The sequence below is a fragment of the Streptomyces sp. 2A115 genome, assembly GCF_052245575.1.
Lineage (GTDB): Bacteria > Actinomycetota > Actinomycetes > Streptomycetales > Streptomycetaceae > Streptomyces.
The window spans coordinates 67,106-86,091 of record NZ_JBQQCG010000020.1; the positions used below are offsets into that span (position 1 = coordinate 67,106).

Sequence of the window (18,986 nt, forward strand, 5' to 3'; positions counted from 1 at the left end):
CACTGGCAGGGCTTTCCCCGCGGATCGCTGGCAGCGCTTACGGGCAGGGCCTTTCCCTGCGGATCGCTGGCAGCGCTTACGGGCAGCGCTTACCGGCGGGGCGTCAACGCCTCCCACCGCACGGTCACTTCCCCCTGCCGCCAGCGCGTCACGCCGTCCGCGACCGGCCAGTCGGCCGTCAGGTCGTGTACGGCCCGGACCCAGCGTTGCCGGGCGCCGTACGAGGCGTACGGCGCCGCGGCCGCCCACGCGCGGTCGAAGTCGCGCAGGAAGGCGTGCACGGGCTCACCCGGAACGTTGCGGTGGATGAGGGCCTTGGGGAGGCGTTCGGCCAGGTCGGACGGGCGGCCCAGGGAGCCGAGGCGGGTGGCGAACGTGACCGTGCGCGGACCCTCGGGACCGAGCGCGACCCACACGTGCCGACGGCCGATCTCGTCGCACGTGCCCTCGACGAGGAGCCCACCGCGCGAGTTGGCGTGCGCCGGCGCGAGGCGGGCGCACAGCCGTGACCAGACGTCCGCGACCTCCGCCTCGTCGTACTGCCGCAGCACGTTCGCCGCGCGGATCAGTGACGGTCGCTCCGGCAGCGGGATCTCGAAGCCGCCGTGCCGGAACGCGAGCCCCTCGCGCGCGTAGGGCTGCGCGGCCGCGACCCGGGCGGGTTCGATCTCCACGCCCTCCACGCGCGCGCGTGGAGCGACGGTCCGCAGTCGCCGCAGCAGCTCGACCGCGGTCCAGGGAGCCGCCCCGTACCCGAGGTCGACTGCCAAGGGGTCGCCGGCCCTGCGCAGCTCGGCGCCGTGGACGGCGGCGATCCAGCGGTCCATGCGCCGCAGCCGGTTCGGGTTGGTCGTCCCGCGCGTCACCGTTCCCACGGGGGTCGCTGCGCGGGCTGTCATGGGTGCAAGGGTATGCGCCCGCCTGTGGAGGGCACCCGGTGCCGGGGCGGGCCCTCCCCGGGGGCTGCGCCCCCAGACCCCCGCTTCGGCCTGAACGGCCTCGTCCTCGAACTCCCCCACTCTCGGCTTCTCCCCCACTCTCGGCTTCGCTCGAGCGGGGGGACCCCCATGAGCGGGGGGACCCCCACGACGGGCTGGGTGCCCCACGCATTCCGCGCTCGAACGGTTGAGCGACCTGCGGTAATGATTCAGCAAAGAGGAAATGGAGCGGAGTGCTCCGGTGTTTCAAGCCTTGGAGGGCGCTCCACGTCCTCCGTCCGGCATGCCCGCAGCACGGTCCGCGTAAGTCGCAGCAAGGAGGAACGCCACGTGAGCCAGTACGTGAGCAGGCTGGGGCGCCGATCCACGGTGGCCCCGTCGAGGCTGAGGCTGCATCGCAGGCCACGGCGCGTCGCGATGCTCTCCGTGCACACCTCACCGCTGCACCAGCCCGGTACGGGCGACGCGGGCGGCATGAACGTATACATCGTGGAGCTGGCCCAGCGCCTCGCCGCGATCAACATCGAGGTCGAGATCTTCACGCGCGCGACGACGGGGGCCCTCCCGCCCACGGTGGAGCTCGCGCCGGGCGTCCTGGTCCGCCATGTCGACGCCGGCCCCTACGAGGGCCTCGCCAAGGAGGAGCTCCCCGCCCAGCTGTGCGCCTTCACGCACGGTGTGATGCAGGCCTGGGCCGGCCACCGACCCGGCCACTACGACCTCGTCCACTCGCACTACTGGCTCTCCGGGCACGTCGGCTGGCTGGCCGCCGAGCGCTGGGGCGCCCCCCTGGTGCACGCGATGCACACCATGGCGAAGGTCAAGAACGCCGCACTGGCCGATGGCGACTCTCCCGAGCCCGCCGCCCGTGTCATCGGCGAGACCCAGATCGTCCGCGCCGCCGACCGCCTGATCGCGAACACCTCCGAAGAGGCCGACGAGCTCGTACGCCACTACGACGCCGAGCTCGGCAAGGTCGCCGTCGTCCACCCCGGCGTAAACCTGGACCGCTTCCGCCCGGCCGACGGCCGCGCCGCCGCCCGCGCCCGCCTCGGCCTTCCCCAGGACGCCCTCGTACCGCTCTTCGCGGGCCGCATCCAGCCCTTGAAGGCGCCCGACGTCCTGCTGCGCGCGGTCGCCGTCCTCCTGGAAGAGCGCCCCGAGCTCCGCTCGAAGATCGTCGTTCCCGTAGTGGGCGGTCCGAGTGGCAGCGGTCTCGCCAAGCCCGAGGGCCTGCAGAAGCTCGCCGCCCGGCTCGGGATCGCCGACGTCGTGTGGTTCCGTCCGCCGGTCGGCCAGGATCTGCTCGCGGACTGGTTCCGGGCCGCGTCCGTCCTCGTCATGCCCTCCTACAGCGAGTCCTTCGGGCTTGTCGCCATAGAGGCGCAGGCGGCCGGCACGCCGGTGCTCGCGGCCGCGGTGGGCGGCCTGCCCGTCGCCGTACGCCACCAGGAGACCGGCTTCCTGGTGCCCGGCCACAATCCCGTCGACTACGCGCGCGTGCTGGGCGATTTCGCCGACAATCCCGCGCTCGCGGACCGGATGGGCGGGGCCGCCGCCTGGCACGCCAAGTCCTTCGGCTGGGACACGGCGGCCGCGGCCACGGCGGACGTCTACACGGCGGCGATGCACGAGCACCGGCGTCACGTACGCTCCCACCATGGCTGACGTACAGGCTGGCGAACAGCGGGCGGCGCAGGTCATCGAGGAGGTCCTCAAGGACGCCGAACTCGAGTGGGAGAGCCCTGAGCCCGGGAAATTCGTGGTGAAGCTCCCCGGTACCCGCAAGCTGTCGACGACCGTCTCTCTGATCGTCGGCCGGCACTCCCTCTCGCTCAACGCCTTCGTGATCCGGCACCCGGACGAGAACGAGGCCGGCGTGCACCGCTGGCTCCTGGAGCGCAACCTCAAGCTCTACGGCGTGAGTTACGCCATCGACCCGCTCGGCGACATCTATGTGGCGGGCAAGTTCCCACTGGCCGCGGTCACCGCCGACGAGGTCGACCGCCTGCTCGGCTCGGTCCTGGAGGCCGCCGACGGCAGCTTCAACACCCTTCTGGAGCTCGGATTCGCGTCCGCGATCCGCAAGGAATACGCCTGGCGGGTGTCGCGCGGCGAGTCCACGCGCAACCTGGACGCGTTCACCCATCTGACTCAGCGTCCCGCCGACTGACTCAATGGTCCATATCAATTAACCGCTGCGCGACCTCTTCCTCCCAGTGGTGCCCCGTGGCATGCTCACCGCCCACGCACATCTAACGCACATCTGAACGTCATTCACATCCATGGAAACTCCCATTCCTGGAAGGCGGTTCGGACATGAGCAATGGTTGCGAGGGCATCACCAGGCGGTCCCTGCTCGGCGGCGCGACAGCCGCGGCGGCCGTAGCCGCGACGGGCGCCGCGACCGGTGGACCGGCGGCGGCCGCCCCCTCCCGGCGGACCGCGGCCCCCTCCTGGCAGAACGGACCCCTGGTCCGTACGAGCGGCGGCCGACAGCCCACGGGCGAAGTGCCCGCCTTATGGCGGGAGTTCACCCGCGCCCCCTTCTCGCACCCGCAGATCCCGTACGTCGGCAGGGCCGGCCACCGCGCCGGGGCGGCGCACTTCCCCCGCCGCCCCGTCGTGGCCGACGTCCGCGCGTACGGCGCCACGGGGGACGGCTCGGCCGACTCCGCCCCCGCGATCAACCGTGCCGTCGCCGCCGCCGGAAGGGCCGGCGGCGGCACGGTTCTCGTCCCGCCCGGCACGTACCGTATCGACGACCTGATCCACGTCGGCCACTCGAACGTCGTCCTGCGCGGCGCCGGCAGCGGCCGTACGAAGCTGTACGCGACCAGGAACCTCTCCGAGCTGATCGGCGTCTACGGGTCCCGTTACGGCGGCGACAAGTCGTCCTGGTCCTGGGCCGGCGGGCTCATCTGGCTCTGCCCGACGGGCCGCTTCACGAGTCTCACGACCGCCATCAGAGCCAAGGCGTGGCCCTTCGAGGGCTGGACGGGCAACAAGCGCGACGAGTGGGAGACGCTCACGACGGTCGAGCCCGCGGCTCGCGGTTCATGGTCGGTCAAGGTCGCCGACCCCTCCCGTCTGAGACCCGGCCGGCTCGTCCTCCTCCGCCTCGCCGACGACGCCGGCCACACCCTCCTGGAGCACATGGCGGGCGGCGGCCCGGGCCCGGAGGCGTACTACTGGGACGACAAGACAAAGTTGACCAGCTACGTCCCGTACGAGTGGCCCGTGCGCGTCACGCGCGTGCAGGGCAAAAAGGTGACCCTCGAGCGCCCGCTCCCGCTCGACGTACGCCCCGAGTGGGACCCCCGTCTCACCACCCACGTCCCCGCACTGACCGGCGCGGGCGTGGAAGGCCTCACCCTCGAAGCCGTCGAGACCCCGCAGGCCCCGCACCTCCTCGACCGGGGCCACAACGGCGTCACGTTCCAGTGCGCGTACGACTGCTGGGCCGACGACATCGTCGTACGCCACGCGGACAACGGCTTCGGCCTGGTGGCCGCCTCGGCCTGCACCCTGCGCAACACCCGCGTCGCGGGCCGGGGTTCACACCACCCGTACTTCTGCCGCGAGGGCTCGCACGACAACCTCATCGAGGACTTCACGATCGAGCAGCGCACGACCCCCGCCCCCTCCGGCACCCAACTCCACGGCATCAACGTCGAGGGCCTCTCCTCCTACAACGTCTGGTCGCGCGGCGACATGCGCATGGGCACTTTCGACTCCCACCGCGGCATGCCCTTCGCGAACGTCCGCACCGACATCACGGTCACCAACAACGGCCGTCACGGCGGGGACGCGAGCGCCGGGCCCCTCTTCGGCGCACGCTTCACCCACTGGAACATCCGGGTCACCAACGCCCGCGCCGGCCTGATGAAGATCGACGGCCTCGCCCCGTACAGCGCCACCGTCGGCATCAACGAAGTCACCGAGTTCGACCAGATCGACGTACCCGACTTCACCGGAGACCCGCACGGCCGACTGGAGTTGTACGGCACCACGGACGCCGTACGCCCGCGGAACCTGTACGAGGCTCAGCGCGACCTGACGCGGTAGCGCCCCGGGGCGACGCCCACCAACCGCTTGAAGTGGCGGGTGAGATGGGACTGGTCGTAGAAGCCGGTCGCGGCCGCCACCTCGCTCGGCGGATGTCCGTCGAGCAGCAGGCGGCGGGCGCGGTCGACCCGTCGGGACATCAGGTACTGGTGCGGGGCGATGCCGAAGGTGCCGCTGAACGCCCGTACCAGGTGGGCCGGATGGGCGTGCACGAGTTGGGCGGCCTCGTCCAGGGCGAGGCCCTGGACGAGGCGGGCGTCGAGAAGTTCGCGCAGGCTGTGGGCCACTCCGCGGGCGGGACCCGGCCGGTCGTCGGGGAGCCGGTCGAGGAGCCGGGGACGTAGATGGCCGCGCAGGCGTTCGCCGATGAGCGCGAGTCGACTGGCGGCCTCCAGCTCGTCGCCGGGGTGTTCCAGAGCCGTGTGCAACAGCCCGACCCGCCTGCGCAGCACGGGGTCCACCAGGTCGGGGCCGTCCACCGCCGGGCCGATCAGGCTCTCGTCCAGCTGCGTCGCGTCCAGATAGATCACGCGCTTGCGGAAGCCGTCCGGGGTCGCGGAGGAGCCGTTGTGCGGCACGTGCGGAGGCAGCAGCGAGACCGTGTCGTGCGGGGTGCCGTGCTCGTGCCGGTCGAGGTCGTACCGTACGGCGCCGTCGTCGACGATCAGGAGCGTCCACGCGTCGTGTACGTGCATCGGATACGCGTACTCCGTGAAGCGGGCGTGGAAGACCTCCACGACGCCCGGTACGCGCGGGCGCCACGCGGAGACTTCACGCTGGGCCACCATGCAAGAAACGTACAAGACGGGGTCGTACGACGGTCGGCAGTCTCAAGGCATGAGCAGCGAGACCCTTGAGAACGACCAGGCCCCCGCCCAGAACATCGAGGCCCCCATCCGCTTCGACACCAAGATCGCCGTCCTCTTGCGCGAGGACCTGGAGCCCTGGCAACGGCTGAACGTGACCGCGTTCCTGGTGAGCGGGCTGGGATCGGCCGTCCCCGAAGTGGTCGGCGAGCCGTACGCCGACGCGGACGGGACCGCCTACCTGCCGATGTTCCGCCAGCCCGTGCTGATCTTCGAGGGCACCAAGGAGACGCTGACCGCGGCCCACAGCCGCGCCGTCTCGCGCGCACTGCCCCGCTCGCTCTTCACCTCCGACCTGTTCTCCACCGGCAACGACCGCGACAACCGGGCGGCCGTACGGGCCGTGTCCACGGGGGAGTTGGACCTGGTGGGGCTCGCGGTGTACGGGCCGCGGAACGGTGTGGACAAGGTGGTGAAGGGGGCGCGGATGCATCCGTGACGCAGACGTGGGCCGGGCACGAGTCGGGCATGACTCGGGTGGGCTCAGGCCGTGCTGACCTCGGGCTTCGCCGTCACCGGAACCTCCGTGCCGGGTTCGTCCGCCGGCAGCCGCCGCATCAGCAGCCCGTACCCCGTCGCGGCCGCAGTACCGACCACCGCGCACGTGCCCCACAGCCACTGCGCCCCGTACCGGTCGATGACGAGGCCGGACATCAGCGGGGCGACGAGGGCGGCCACGGACCAGGACATCGTGTACATCCCCTGGTATCGGCCGCGGCCGTGGGTGGGGGAGAGGCGGACGACGAGGCTCGACTGGGTGGGCGCGTTGACGATCTCGGCGAGGGTCCAGACGCAGACCGTGAGCGCGAAGACGCCGACCGAGCCGGCGAAGGCGGTGAGCCCGAAGCCGTACCCCGCGAGGAGGGACGAGATGACGAGGAGGTGTCTCGGGTCCCGGTGTTCGATGAAGCGGGTGACCGGGATCTGCAGGGCGACGATGAGGACGCCGTTGACCGCGATCGCCATCCCGTAGTCGGCGGGCGTGAAACCGGCCTCGCCCATCGCCACCGGCAGGCCCACATACCCCTGCTGGAAGATCAGCGCGATGAGGAAGGACAGCCCGACGACGCTCATGAAGCGGCCGTCGCGGAGGACGGTGCCGAGGCCGACCTCCGGGGCCGCCTTCTCGGCCGCGGTGCGCGTCGGCCGTGACTCGGGCAGCTTCACGAAGACGACGATCGCGCACGCCATCGTCATCCCCGCCTCGATGAGGAACCCGGCGAGATAGCTGAACTCGGCGATGAACCCGGCCGCCGCGGCCGAGACGGCGAACCCGAGGTTGATGGCCCAGTAGTTGAGGGAGAAGGCCCGGACGCGGTCCTCGGGCTTCACGATGTCGGCCATCATCGCCTGCACGGCGGGCCGGGACGCGTTGCTCGCCATACCGACGAGGAACGCGACCGCGGCGATCGCGACCGGGTGGTGCATGAAGCCGAGCAGCGCGACGGAGACGGCGGTGGACGACTGGGCGATCAGGAGAGTGGGGCGGCGCCCGAGGCGGTCGGTCATGACGCCCGCGCCGAGGGAGGAGACGACACCGCCGAGGCCGTGGAGTGAGGCGACGAGTCCGGCGTACGAGGCGGAGTAGCCGCGGTCCAGGGTGAGATAGATCGCCATGAAGGTGGCGACGAACCCTCCGAGCCGGTTGACCAGCGTGCTGGTCCACAGCCACCAGAACTCGCGGGGGAGCCCCGAGACGGTCTCGCGGGCGGCACGTCTCAGGGACGTGAGTGACATCGGGATCCCCCCACGGGCGTGTATGTGTCTTAGCCGGCATGTAAGTGGCTTAGCTGCTGAGCAGAACTTACAAACCTGTCGCTGTGGGAGGCCACTCAATTAACAGAAACAGTCAATCGTCCAACCTCCCAGCCGGGCCCATGTCCGACTCCCGGGCGGCCGCGCGAGCGATCTGGGGGTTCCATTACGCTCGGGGCCATGGCCGACGCACCGTACAAGCTGATCCTCCTCCGCCACGGCGAGAGCGAATGGAACGCGAAGAACCTGTTCACCGGCTGGGTGGACGTCAACCTCAACGAGAAGGGCGAGAAGGAGGCAGTCCGCGGCGGTGAGCTGCTCAAGGACGCCGGCCTGCTGCCCGACGTGGTCCACACGTCGCTCCAGAAGCGCGCGATCCGCACCGCCCAGCTCGCCCTGGAGTCCGCGGACCGCCTCTGGATCCCCGTCCACCGCTCGTGGCGCCTGAACGAGCGCCACTACGGCGCCCTCCAGGGCAAGGACAAGGCCCAGACGCTCGCCGAGTTCGGCGAGGAGCAGTTCATGCTGTGGCGCCGCTCGTACGACACGCCTCCGCCGCCGCTGGACCGCGACGCCGAGTACTCGCAGTTCGAGGACCCGCGTTACGCGACGCTCCCGCCGGAGCTGCGCCCCCAGACGGAATGCCTCAAGGACGTCGTCGTCCGCATGCTCCCGTACTGGTTCGACGGCATCGTCCCGGACCTCCTCACCGGCCGCACGGTCCTGGTCGCCGCCCACGGCAACTCCCTGCGCGCCCTCGTCAAGCACCTCGACGGCATCTCGGACGCCGACATCGCGGGCCTGAACATCCCGACCGGCATCCCGCTGTCGTACGAACTCGACGCGGACTTCAAGCCGCTGAACCCGGGCGGTACGTACCTGGACCCGGACGCGGCCGCGGCGGCGATCGAGGCCGTGAAGAATCAGGGCAAGAAGAAGTAAGCCGACGCGGTCAAGCCCCCTACCTGCTGCCTCGCCGCTGGTAGGGGGCTTTTCTCTACCTGCGACCCTTGCCGCGGCGCCGCCCGGTCGGCCGAACCAACGCATGGGATCTCGCGCCAACTCGCGGGATCCATGGGCAAGATGGCCTCATGACCAAGTTCTCCGTACCGTCGAAGCGTCACACCTCCTCGGGCTCCGTGTTGTCCCTCTGGTCGCAGGACTCGGTGCTGTCGATCGGCTCGGTGGGATCGGTGTTGTCCATCGGGTCCGTCGGCTCGGCCCTGTCCGTCGCCTCGGTCGGAAGCGCCCTGTCGGTCGGCTCGATCGGTTCCGCCCTGTCGCGGATCTCAGCCGGATCAGCGCTGAGTACGGGATCACTGTTGTCCGCGCAGTCGCAGTGGTCGGTGCTGTCCTGGCGTTCCTCTCGCGGCTTCCGGTCCGCCGGCGCCGTGGGGGCAGTGGCCGCCGCCCTGCTCTTGGCTCGGACACTGCAGAAGGCGCCCGACGCGAGTGTCTGACTGACGGCCGGCGATCGTCGTGGGCGCGCCGCTCACCGCTCGCACGAAAGGGCCCCGCACCTGAAGCGGGGCCCGTTCGCAGTCGTGCGTTCGTTCGCAGTCGTACGTTCGTACGTGCCCAGCCGTACGTGATCAGCCGTAGGTGACAGCCGTACGCGACCAACCGCACGACGTTCAGCCGTACGTAACTAACCGCACGACATCCAGCCGTACACCGTCAGCCGCACTGGCAAGGATTGCCGGACTGGCACCCGCATCCGCAGCCCGAGCCGCAACCGCAGGCGCCGAAGAGCGGCAGGCTCTTGATTTCGGCGGGCTGCTGGGTCTCGGGTGCCTCGGTCGGGTCGTTCGTGGTGGGGGATTCGGCCATGGGTCCCTCCTCGAAGGCTTGTGCCTACACCCATTGCATCCCCACCCCATCGGGCGCATCAACGGCGCACAGAGGCTCGCACGCTCCCACCAGGAAACGACGCGCCCCCGACTCCGGACCAGCCTGGCCCCTCAGGGGCGCGGGGAACTGCGCGACCAGCCGACCACAAGCCGCACTCGCCACACCCGTTCGTTCCCACCCCCGTAGGCGCCCGCCCGACCGCCGGGGTCTACGCCCCTTCAACCCCGGGCGCGGCCTGAATCTCATCCGCGTGCTCGCCCGTCACCAGGTACACCACCCGGTTCGCCACGGACACCGCATGGTCCGCGAACCGCTCGTAGTAGCGGCCGAGCAGCGTCACATCCACCGCCGTCTCGATGCCGTGCTGCCAGCGGTCGTCAAGGAGGTGCTGGAAGAGGGTGCGGTGGAGGAGGTCCATCGCGTCGTCGTCCTGCTCCAGCTGGAGGGCGAGGTCGACGTCCTTGGTGATGATGACCTCGGCCGCCTTGGCCATCAGGCGCTGCGCGAGCTGGCCCATCTCCAGGATCGTGGCGTGCAGGTCGTGCGGGATCGCCCGCTCCGGGAAGCGCAGCCGTGCGAGCTTCGCCACGTGCTGGGCGAGGTCGCCCGAGCGCTCCAGGTCGGCGGACATGCGGAGCGAGGTCACGACGATCCGCAGATCCGTCGCCACCGGCTGCTGCCGGGCCAGCAGGGCTATCGCCCGTGCCTCGAGCTCGTGCTGGAGATCGTCGACCCTCTGGTCGCCCGCGATCACGGTCTCCGCGAGCTTCAGGTCGGAGTCGAGGATCGCCGTCGTGGCGCGACCGATCGCCGACCCGACCAGTCGGGCCATCTCGACCAGGCCCTCGCCGATCGAGTCAAGTTCCTCGTGGTACGCGTCCCGCATCAGGATGTCCCTCTCTTACGTCTGCTTCGGGGGTTCAAAGGGGGCTCGTGAACCCCACGCTCCCACGATCCGGCTTGAACGCGTCGGTTTCCGACCCCTCAAATGAACCATCGCTGGCCTCCTGGTGAACGCTGGGCGACACCACCTCTTCTCCCAGGTGGGCGCAGGGTGGATCCGGCTCGTACGAAGTGAACCGGCACGGTCTCCAGGGTGAACTCTGGGCGACGAGTGTTCGAGTCGGCCCTCAGACCGCTGTGACGGGGGCCTACAGCGTGCCTAACCTGGGGCCATGGACGTGAACGCGGCGGTCGCCGCAGCGGCAGCGATCGCCGGTGTACTCACCGGTGTCATCGCCACGCTGGCGTTCCGCTGGAGCGAGCGGGAGCAGAAGCGGCCCACCCGCACCTCGCTGCACACGGACCCGGTGCTTCCGCCGGGAGTGGACACGGTCCTGTCCGTGCTCCGCTCCTCCGCCGTCGTACTCGACGAGGCCGACGCCGTGGTCAAGGCCAGCTCGGCCGCGTACGCCCTCGGTCTCGTACGAGGCGGGAAACTCGCCGTCGAGCCGATGCTCCAGATGGCCCGCGACACACGGAGGGACGGGGAAATACGGCAGGTCGAGCTGGACCTGCCGCGGCGCGGCACCGGCCGCGGCGAAGCCCTCGCCGTCTCCGCCCGCGTGGCGCCTCTGGGATCCCGCCTCGTACTGCTCCTCGTCGAGGACCTCACCGAGGCCCGCCGCATCGAGGCCGTACGACGCGACTTCGTCGCCAACGTCAGCCACGAGCTCAAGACCCCCGTCGGGGCGCTCTCCCTCCTCTCCGAGGCCGTCATGGGTGCCTCGGAGGAACCGGAGGCCGTGGAACGGTTCGCCGGGCGGATGCAGATCGAGGCCACCCGCCTCACCAACCTCGTCCAGGAGCTCATCGACCTCTCCCGGGTCCAGAACGACGATCCCCTCGAGGACGCCGAGCCCGTACGTGTGGACGAACTCGTCGCCGAGGCGATCGACCGCTGCCGCCACCAGGCCGGTACGAAACAGATCACCATGGCCTCGAACGTGAGGGCGCCCGAAGGACTCGAACAGGGTGGTGGCGGGCGACGGGCGGGCGGCAGCGCCGATCTGAGTATCTGGGGCAACAGGGGTCAACTGGCCGCCGCCCTGGGCAACCTCGTAGAGAACGCCGTCAACTACTCGCCCGCCCGCACCCGGGTGGGTATTGCCGCGCGCCGGGTGACCGCGCCCGGCGGAGACCTCATAGAGATCGCCGTGACCGACCAGGGCATCGGGATCTCCGACAAGGACAAGGAGCGCGTCTTCGAGCGCTTCTACCGCGTCGACCCTGCCCGTTCCCGCCAGACTGGTGGTACGGGACTCGGTCTCGCGATCGTCAAGCACGTGGCCGCCTCGCACGGCGGGGAGGTCACGGTGTGGAGCTCCGAGGGTCAGGGCTCCACCTTCACCCTGCGGCTGCCGGAGGCGGGTGCGGCCCGCGACCGCGCGACCGGCCACACGCCCGGCCTCGACGAAGAGGACGATGCCGGGCAGCCCGACGGGACGACCACCGTCACATCCCCGTATGAATCGCATCCTGCCCCGGAGGTCCTTCCGTGACCCGAGTGCTCGTCGTCGAGGACGAGGAGTCCTTCTCCGACGCCCTGTCCTACATGCTCCGCAAGGAGGGCTTCGAGGTCGCGATCGCGACCACCGGGCCCGATGGACTCGACGAGTTCGAGCGCAACGGCGCCGACCTCGTCCTCCTCGACCTGATGCTGCCCGGCCTGCCCGGCACCGAGGTGTGCCGCCAGCTGCGCAGCCGCTCCAATGTTCCGGTGATCATGGTCACCGCCAAGGACAGCGAGATCGACAAGGTCGTTGGGCTCGAAATAGGAGCCGATGACTACGTCACCAAGCCCTTCTCCTCCCGCGAGCTGGTCGCCCGTATCCGGGCCGTCCTGCGGCGTCGCGGCGAGCCCGAGGAGGTCACCCCGGCCGCCCTTGAGGCCGGCCCGGTCCGCATGGACGTCGACCGCCACGTGGTCACCGTCTCCGGTTCCAAGGTCGACCTCCCCCTCAAGGAGTTCGACCTCCTGGAGATGCTGCTCCGGAACGCCGGCCGCGTGCTCACGCGCATGCAGCTCATTGACCGGGTGTGGGGCGCCGACTACGTCGGTGACACCAAGACACTGGACGTCCACGTGAAGCGGCTCCGGGCGAAGATCGAGCCGGATCCGGGGGCGCCCCGGTACCTGGTGACGGTCCGAGGCCTGGGTTACAAGTTCGAGCCGTAAACCGGCACCGGACATCTTGAGCACGGCGAAAGGGCGGTACCCCCGGAGAGGGGTACCGCCCTTTCGCCGTGCGAGTACGTGCTCGTACGTCGTCAGTGGTCCGCAGCGGCCTCGTTCGAACCCGGGGCCGTGGCCGTCGCGCTGGACGACGCCGGGTCCGTGGCACCCGAGCCGGCCTCACCGGTCCCGGCCTCACCCGAACCGGCCTCACCGGACTCCGGCTCGGACGGCGAACCCGAGACCGAGTTCGACGGAGACGGCGACCCGGAGGGTGTCCCGGGCGTCTCCGAGCCCGGCGCCTCGGGCATCTCGGTCGGGCCCCACTGGGAGAAGTAGCCCTCGGCCGGCACGACGAACGCCCGCAGCTTCACGTCACCGGTCGTGCTGAAGGTGAAGGTGACCGGCTGCGCGTCACCGTCCGCGAAGGCCTCGCGGCTGCTCTCCAGTACGGCCGAGGCGTTGCCCTTGCCGCCGAGGATCAGCGAACCGCCGGCCGGGACGGTCACCCCGCCGGAGCCCTTCGCGGGCTTGAGCTCGGCCGGCTTGCCGATGCCCTCGACGGTGATCGAGTCCAGCGTCTGGTCGGTGCGGCCGGTGTTGAACAGCGTCGCGGAGACCACGGCCGGGCCCGTCGACTCAAGTTCGGGCTGGGTGATGACGACGGCATTCTGGATCTTGATGTCGCCGACGCTGGTGGCGGCGTTGTCCGGCTTGATCTCCAGCGTCTGGGCCTGGTTGCCGGCCCCGCACGCGGCGAGCGAGGCGATCGAGAACGCAATGGCGGCGGCGGCGAGGGCGCCGCGTCGAAGGCTGCTGCTCACGGCGGCGGCAACTCCTTGAACGTGGGCGAAGCAGAGCGGCTCCGGTATAAAGCCGCCCTAAGGGTCAGTCAGCGGCCTTAGGTTACCGAGCCGTTCCCACGCCACCGCACCCGACCCGCCTCTACGCCCCTCCGGGCAGCGGCCGATACGTTCCACCGGCACCCCACCGGGCACCGCGCCAGGCGGCGCTGGGACCGCAGGTGACGGCCGCTGCCGCATGGTCGGCCTTCTGGTCCCTCTGCTGATCGCTGATATCGAGCGTCTCGCGAGCGCCTCTCGCGAGCGCCTCCGTGGCCCCAATGGGCGCACAGGGTCCGCCATTCACATAAGTAGCTCTCAGTAAGTCCCCCGGGTGGGCGCTTGCGGATTTCCCGTAAGGAATGCATGGGATCCGAGGAATTGATCTTCGGTCGATCTTCGGCCGTCGTGATCAATTCCGGATTCGTCTCGTACCCGACTCCGGTCACCGAACGGAGTAGCGGAAGAGGGGTGCTCGGAACCCGACAAATCCGGACGTTCAGTCACGTGGGCGGGGCTCCGGGGTGTTGTAACGTGCGCGTTTCACCTCGCTCGGAGAGCCGCTCCGACCTGCGAATACCCGCCTTCGCGGCCCCTCCGAAGCACGTTCCTGTCGGGATTGTCAAGCCCCGAGATGTGCCCTGACCTGCGAAAACGCCATTCAGAACGCGCCGTTTCCGTGTTACTCTGGATAGCCACGGAAGGGGTACCTGTCACATGACGTTCAAGGTTGGCGACACCGTGGTCTATCCCCATCACGGGGCCGCGCTGATCGAGGCTATCGAAACTCGCCAGATCAAAGGCGTGGACAAGACCTACTTGGTGCTGAAGGTCGCCCAGGGTGACCTGACGGTGCGTGTGCCAGCGGACAATGCGGAGTTCGTCGGCGTACGTGATGTGGTCGGTCAGGACGGGCTGGACCGGGTCTTCGAGGTACTGCGCGCGCCGTATGCCGAGGAGCCCACGAACTGGTCGCGTCGTTACAAGGCAAATCTCGAGAAGCTCGCCTCCGGCGATGTCATCAAGGTTGCGGAAGTAGTCCGTGACCTGTGGCGTCGTGAGCGCGAGCGTGGACTCTCCGCCGGCGAGAAGCGCATGCTCGCCAAGGCCCGCCAGATTCTGGTGAGCGAGCTCGCCCTCGCGGAGAACACGAACGAGGACAAGGCCGAGGCCCTGCTCGACGAGGTCCTCGCGTCCTGACGCCCGCGTCACGCTCTGATCGCTTTTCTTGACCAGAGGCGGAACGAGCTGTCCGGCGTAACGAAATGCCGCGGTGCCCGATGGCGTAATTACAATCCGTAATTGCTGTCGCCGGGCGCTGCGGCATGCCCATGCCCAGGACGTGTTCACAACGTCTTCTTCGGCGTCGGCGACTTACTTGACTTTACTTCTCGTCTTCTTCGTCGACGTCTTCACACCCGGGCACCGAACGGTCGGAGCGTCTCCCGATACTTGGGCCCGATACTTGGCGTGCCGGGCCCGGGCAGCTGGCTCGACCAGATGTCACGGAAGGGTCCGGTCAAGGCGTCGCGCCCGGCACGCTGTGGCCATACCCATGTCGGCCGAGCACACAAACCTGACAGGAACCGATGTCTGACGATTCGCGCCCCACACCTTCTGGGGCTCCTACCGCAGCCGTGATTCCGGCCGCCGGCCGGGGCATCCGCCTCGGGCCAGGCGCCCCCAAAGCGCTCCGCGCGCTGAATGGCACCCCCATGCTCATCCACGCGGTGCGCGCCATGGCCGCGTCCCGTGCCGTCTCCCTGGTCGTCGTCGTGGCTCCGCCCGACGGAGCCGCCGAGGTCAAGACCCTCCTCGACGCGCACGCCCTGCCGGAGCGGACCGACTTCCTGGTCGTCGCCGGCGGCGACACCCGACAGGAATCCGTACGGCTCGGTCTCGACGCGCTGCCGCCCGGCATCGGCATCGTGCTCGTGCACGACGCGGCTCGGCCGCTGGTGCCTGTCGACACGGTCGACGCGGTCATCGAAGCCGTACGTGACGGTGCTCCCGCCGTCGTGCCGGCGCTGCCCCTCGCGGACACCGTCAAGCAGGTCAAGCCGGCGGACGCGCCCGGGGATCCAGAGCCCGTGGTCGCGACGCCGGAGCGTGCGCTGCTGCGCGCCGTCCAGACCCCTCAGGGTTTCGACCGCGACACTCTCGTACGCGCCCACGAGACCGTCACCGACAACGTCACCGATGACGCGAGCATGGTCGAGCAGCTCGGTCTTCAGGTCGTGGTCGTGCCCGGGCACGAGGAGGCGTTCAAGGTCACGCGTCCGTTGGATCTCGTACTCGCGGAGGCGGTCCTGGCGCGGAGGAGGCTGAACGATGGCTTCTGAGAGTGGAGTGGGGGCCGGAGCTGGGGCCGGGATGCCTTTGCTGCCGCAGGTGGGTATCGGCACCGACATCCATGCCTTCGAAGAGGGGCGGGAGTTGTGGTGTGCGGGGCTGAAGTGGGAGGGGGAGGGCTTCGGACTGGCCGGGCACTCCGACGCGGACGTCGTCGCGCATGCCGCCTGCAACGCGCTCTTCTCCGCGGCCGGGCTCGGTGATCTGGGGCAGCACTTCGGCACGGGACGCTCCGAGTGGGCGGGTGCGTCCGGCGTCACACTTTTGACTGAGGCTGCCCGGATCGTCCGCGACGCCGGGTTCACCATCGGGAACGTGGCCGTCCAGGTCGTCGGGCCTCGCCCCAAGATCGGCAAGCGGCGGGACGAGGCGCAGAAGATTCTGTCGGAGGCGGTGGGGGCGCCGGTCTCGGTTTCCGGAGCCACGACGGATGGGCTCGGGTTTCCGGGGCGGGGTGAGGGGCTGATGGCGGTGGCTACGGCGTTGGTTGTACGGGTGGGTTGAGGGCTGGGTTCCTCGCTCCCGTCGCCCCTGCCCGCGACGGGGGCCGGGCAGGGGCGACGCGGGCGAAGAAAACCCCACGAACCGTCGCGGGGCACGGCCCACCGCCCACTACCCTGGAGGGGTGACTATTCGCCTGCACGACACCAGCGCCCGGCAGATCCGTGACTTCGTCCCGCTCTCAGCGGGCTGCGTCTCGATCTACCTGTGTGGTGCCACCGTGCAGGCCGCACCGCACATCGGGCACGTCAGGTCGAACCTGAACTTCGACATCATGCGCCGCTGGTTCGAGTACCGCGGCTACGACGTGACGTTCGTCCGGAACGTGACGGACATCGACGACAAGATCATCAAGAAGGCGGCCGAGCAGAACAGGCCGTGGTGGTCGATCGGTTACGAGAACGAGCGGGCGTTCGACGACGGCTACACGGCGCTCGGCTGCCTGCCGCCCACCTACGAGCCGCGGGCGACCGGCCATGTGACCGAGATGGTCGAGATGATGCGCACGCTCATCGAGCGCGGCCATGCGTACGAGGCGGACGGCAACGTCTACTTCGACGTGCGCTCGCTGCCGGGCTACTTGTCGCTGTCCAACCAGGATCTGGACGAGCTGCGTCAGCCCTCGGGTGACGGCGAGACCGGGAAGCGGGACCCGCGGGACTTCGCCATGTGGAAGTCCGCCAAGCCCGGCGAGCCGAGCTGGGAGACGCCCTGGGGGCGCGGCCGGCCCGGCTGGCACCTGGAGTGCAGCGCCATGGCGCACAAGTACCTGGGCAGCGAATTCGACATCCACGGCGGCGGGATCGACCTGATCTTCCCGCACCACGAGAACGAGATCGCCCAGGCCAAGGCCTTCGGCGACGAGTTCGCGCGCTACTGGGTGCACAACTCGTGGGTGACCATGAGCGGCGAGAAGATGTCCAAGTCGCTCGGCAACTCGGTCCTCGTGAGCGAGATGGTCAAGCAGTGGCGGCCGATCGTGTTGCGCTACTACCTGGGCACCCCGCACTACCGCTCCACCATCGAGTACAGCGAAGAGGCGCTGCGCGAGGCCGAGTCGGCGTTCGCGCGGATCGAGGGCTTCGTGCAACGGGTGGTGGAGAAGGCCGGCGGAGCCGTCGAGCCCGCGACCGAGGTGCCGCCCGGCTTCGCCGAGGCGATGGACGACGACCTGGGCGTGCCGCAGGCGCTCGCCATCGTCCACACCACGGTCCGGCAGGGCAACTCCGCGCTGGCCGCCGACGACAAGGAGGAGGCGGTCGCCCGGCTCGCGGAGGTCCGCGCCATGCTCGGCGTCCTCGGCCTCGACCCCCTCGACCCGCACTGGGCCGGTGAGTCCGACCGGGGCGAGGATCTGCACGGGGTCGTCGACAGTCTCGTACGCCTGGTTCTCGACCAGCGCGAGGCGGCCAGAACCCGTAAGGACTGGGCCACCGCCGACGCCATCCGCGACCAGCTCAACCAGTCCGGACTCGTCATCGAGGACGGCCCCCAGGGGCCGCGCTGGAGCCTCGGCCCGCGCTGAGCGTGCGCCGACCCAACGACCGATCCTCGATCGATTCCTTGATCGATTGTGCCGCCCGGCCATCCGGGCGGCACACTTCATAGACGTACGACACAGACGTACGACGACGCACGACACTTTCAGAGACGTACACACGCACGCTTTCTCACAGACGGGTAGGTCATGGCCGCTAACAACCGCCGCATGTCCGGCAAGAAGGGCGCGCAGGTCGGCAGTGGCGGCCAGCGACGCCGGGGCCTGGAAGGCAAGGGCCCCACCCCGCCCGCCGAGGCGCGCAAGGGGCACAAGAAGAACCGCATCACCACCGCCAAGGCGAAGCAGGCCGTGCGCCGCCCCGCGCCGCGCGGCGGCCGCGGCGGCAAGGGCACGTCCGAGATGGTCGTCGGGCGCAACTCCGTCGTCGAGGCGCTGCGCGAGGGCGTGCCCGCCTCGATGCTGTACGTGCAGCAGTTCATCGACAACGACGAGCGGGTGCGCGAGGCGCTCCAGCTCGCCGCGGAGCGCGGCGGCATCCACCTCATGGAGGCTCCCCGCCCCGAGCTCGACCGCATGACCAACGGGCTCAACCACCAGGGCCTCGTGCTCCAGGTCCCGCCGTACGAGTACGCGCACCCCGAGGACCTCGCCGCCGCCGCGTACGACGAGGGCAAGGACCCGCTGATCGTCGCGCTCGACGGTGTGACGGACCCGCGCAACCTCGGCGCCGTCGTCCGCTCCGTCTCCGCCTTCGGCGGCCACGGTGTCGTCGTGCCCGAGCGCCGCGCGGCCGGCATGACCGCCGGCGCTTGGAAGACGTCCGCCGGCGCCGCGGCCCGCACGCCCGTCGCCCGCGCGTCCAACCTGACCCGCGCCCTTGAGGCGTACAAGAAGGCAGGCCTCGTCGTGGTGGGTCTCGCCGCCGACGGTGAGGCCGAAGTCGGCGACCTGGAAGCCCTTTCGGGCCCCGTCGTCATCGTCGTCGGCAGCGAGGGCAAGGGCCTGTCCCGACTCGTGGGCGAGACCTGCGACTTCCGGGTGCGGATTCCGATGCCGGGTGGCGCGGAGTCGCTGAACGCCGGTGTGGCGGCGGGAGTTGTGTTGTACGAGGCCTCGCGGCGGCGAGTCTGAGGCTTG

The 18,986-nt window shown here is 69.9% G+C and carries 19 protein-coding genes; 13 read left to right on the top strand and 6 right to left on the bottom strand.

Annotated elements, in window-relative coordinates:
• Positions 1-89: 89 nt before the first annotated feature.
• Positions 90-899 (bottom strand): class I SAM-dependent methyltransferase, encoded by an 810-nt coding sequence (locus ACTWQR_RS19380; protein WP_443228353.1) that lies wholly within the window; start codon positions 897-899, stop codon positions 90-92.
• A 369-nt stretch (positions 900-1,268) separates the two neighbouring features.
• Between ACTWQR_RS19380 and mshA the strand changes: the two genes are divergently transcribed.
• The 3 genes from mshA (at position 1,269) to ACTWQR_RS19395 (ending at position 5,006) form a co-directional block, all read left to right on the top strand.
• Complete coding sequence (mshA, locus tag ACTWQR_RS19385) at positions 1,269-2,606, top strand: D-inositol-3-phosphate glycosyltransferase (RefSeq protein WP_443228354.1); 1,338 nt, start codon at positions 1,269-1,271, stop codon at positions 2,604-2,606.
• Positions 2,599-3,111, top strand: a complete 513-nt coding sequence (locus tag ACTWQR_RS19390; protein WP_443228355.1) for a YbjN domain-containing protein — start codon at positions 2,599-2,601, stop codon at positions 3,109-3,111. The genes mshA and ACTWQR_RS19390 overlap by 8 nt, the downstream gene beginning before the upstream one ends.
• Before the next feature lie 146 nt (positions 3,112-3,257).
• Positions 3,258-5,006, top strand: coding sequence for a glycosyl hydrolase family 28-related protein (locus ACTWQR_RS19395; RefSeq protein WP_443228356.1), 1,749 nt, complete (start codon positions 3,258-3,260; stop codon positions 5,004-5,006).
• Here the strand turns inward: ACTWQR_RS19395 and ACTWQR_RS19400 are convergent.
• A complete protein-coding gene (locus tag ACTWQR_RS19400) occupies positions 4,985-5,794 on the bottom strand; it encodes an AraC family transcriptional regulator (RefSeq protein ID WP_443228357.1) in 810 nt (269 codons plus the stop codon). The genes ACTWQR_RS19395 and ACTWQR_RS19400 overlap by 22 nt on opposite strands.
• Positions 5,795-5,843: 49 nt before the next feature.
• Between ACTWQR_RS19400 and ACTWQR_RS19405 the strand changes: the two genes are divergently transcribed.
• Positions 5,844-6,311, top strand: a complete 468-nt coding sequence (locus tag ACTWQR_RS19405; protein ID WP_443228358.1) for a DUF2000 family protein — start codon at positions 5,844-5,846, stop codon at positions 6,309-6,311.
• Between the two features lie 44 nt (positions 6,312-6,355).
• On the opposite strand, the gene ACTWQR_RS19410 is transcribed toward ACTWQR_RS19405, so the two are convergent.
• Entirely contained in the window at positions 6,356-7,609 is a 1,254-nt protein-coding gene (locus ACTWQR_RS19410; RefSeq protein ID WP_443228359.1) for an MDR family MFS transporter, read from the bottom strand.
• Positions 7,610-7,807: 198 nt separating this feature from the next.
• On the opposite strand from ACTWQR_RS19410, the gene ACTWQR_RS19415 reads away from it, so the two are divergent.
• Together ACTWQR_RS19415 and ACTWQR_RS19420 are read left to right on the top strand one after the other, a co-directional pair.
• Positions 7,808-8,569: a phosphoglyceromutase gene (locus tag ACTWQR_RS19415; protein WP_443228360.1), complete on the top strand. Its 762-nt coding sequence runs from the start codon at positions 7,808-7,810 to the stop codon at positions 8,567-8,569.
• Between the two features lie 149 nt (positions 8,570-8,718).
• Positions 8,719-9,087, top strand: a complete 369-nt coding sequence (locus tag ACTWQR_RS19420) for a hypothetical protein (RefSeq protein ID WP_443228361.1) — start codon at positions 8,719-8,721, stop codon at positions 9,085-9,087.
• A gap of 217 nt (positions 9,088-9,304) precedes the next feature.
• On the opposite strand, the gene ACTWQR_RS19425 is transcribed toward ACTWQR_RS19420, so the two are convergent.
• Both ACTWQR_RS19425 and phoU read right to left on the bottom strand, forming a co-directional pair.
• Positions 9,305-9,457: a hypothetical protein gene (locus ACTWQR_RS19425; RefSeq protein WP_443228362.1), complete on the bottom strand. Its 153-nt coding sequence runs from the start codon at positions 9,455-9,457 to the stop codon at positions 9,305-9,307.
• A gap of 229 nt (positions 9,458-9,686) precedes the next feature.
• Positions 9,687-10,364 carry a phosphate signaling complex protein PhoU gene (gene phoU, locus ACTWQR_RS19430; protein ID WP_443228363.1) on the bottom strand — a complete coding sequence of 226 codons (678 nt, stop codon included), beginning with the start codon at positions 10,362-10,364 and terminating at the stop codon, positions 9,687-9,689.
• Between the two features lie 289 nt (positions 10,365-10,653).
• On the opposite strand from phoU, the gene ACTWQR_RS19435 reads away from it, so the two are divergent.
• The gene (locus tag ACTWQR_RS19435; protein WP_443228364.1) at positions 10,654-11,979 is read left to right on the top strand and encodes a sensor histidine kinase; all 1,326 of its coding nucleotides are present in this window, start codon (positions 10,654-10,656) and stop codon (positions 11,977-11,979) included.
• The gene (locus ACTWQR_RS19440; protein ID WP_033322296.1) at positions 11,976-12,656 is read left to right on the top strand and encodes a response regulator transcription factor; all 681 of its coding nucleotides are present in this window, start codon (positions 11,976-11,978) and stop codon (positions 12,654-12,656) included. Before ACTWQR_RS19435 ends, ACTWQR_RS19440 begins: the two co-directional genes overlap by 4 nt.
• Before the next feature lie 92 nt (positions 12,657-12,748).
• Here ACTWQR_RS19440 and ACTWQR_RS19445 read toward each other — a convergent pair whose 3' ends face one another.
• Complete coding sequence (locus ACTWQR_RS19445) at positions 12,749-13,477, bottom strand: DUF461 domain-containing protein (protein ID WP_443228365.1); 729 nt, start codon at positions 13,475-13,477, stop codon at positions 12,749-12,751.
• 735 nt (positions 13,478-14,212) lie between these two features.
• Here ACTWQR_RS19445 and ACTWQR_RS19450 point away from each other — a divergent pair.
• The 5 genes from ACTWQR_RS19450 (at position 14,213) to rlmB (ending at position 18,980) form a co-directional block, all read left to right on the top strand.
• Positions 14,213-14,695, top strand: a complete 483-nt coding sequence (locus ACTWQR_RS19450) for a CarD family transcriptional regulator (RefSeq protein WP_003953493.1) — start codon at positions 14,213-14,215, stop codon at positions 14,693-14,695.
• A gap of 389 nt (positions 14,696-15,084) precedes the next feature.
• Complete coding sequence (gene ispD, locus ACTWQR_RS19455; protein ID WP_443228366.1) at positions 15,085-15,837, top strand: 2-C-methyl-D-erythritol 4-phosphate cytidylyltransferase; 753 nt, start codon at positions 15,085-15,087, stop codon at positions 15,835-15,837.
• A complete protein-coding gene (gene ispF / locus ACTWQR_RS19460; protein WP_443228367.1) occupies positions 15,827-16,351 on the top strand; it encodes a 2-C-methyl-D-erythritol 2,4-cyclodiphosphate synthase in 525 nt (174 codons plus the stop codon). The genes ispD and ispF overlap by 11 nt, the downstream gene beginning before the upstream one ends.
• Before the next feature lie 121 nt (positions 16,352-16,472).
• Positions 16,473-17,873, top strand: coding sequence for a cysteine--tRNA ligase (gene cysS / locus ACTWQR_RS19465; RefSeq protein WP_443228368.1), 1,401 nt, complete (start codon positions 16,473-16,475; stop codon positions 17,871-17,873).
• 162 nt (positions 17,874-18,035) lie between these two features.
• Positions 18,036-18,980, top strand: coding sequence for a 23S rRNA (guanosine(2251)-2'-O)-methyltransferase RlmB (gene rlmB, locus ACTWQR_RS19470; protein WP_443228369.1), 945 nt, complete (start codon positions 18,036-18,038; stop codon positions 18,978-18,980).
• Positions 18,981-18,986 lie beyond the last annotated feature (6 nt).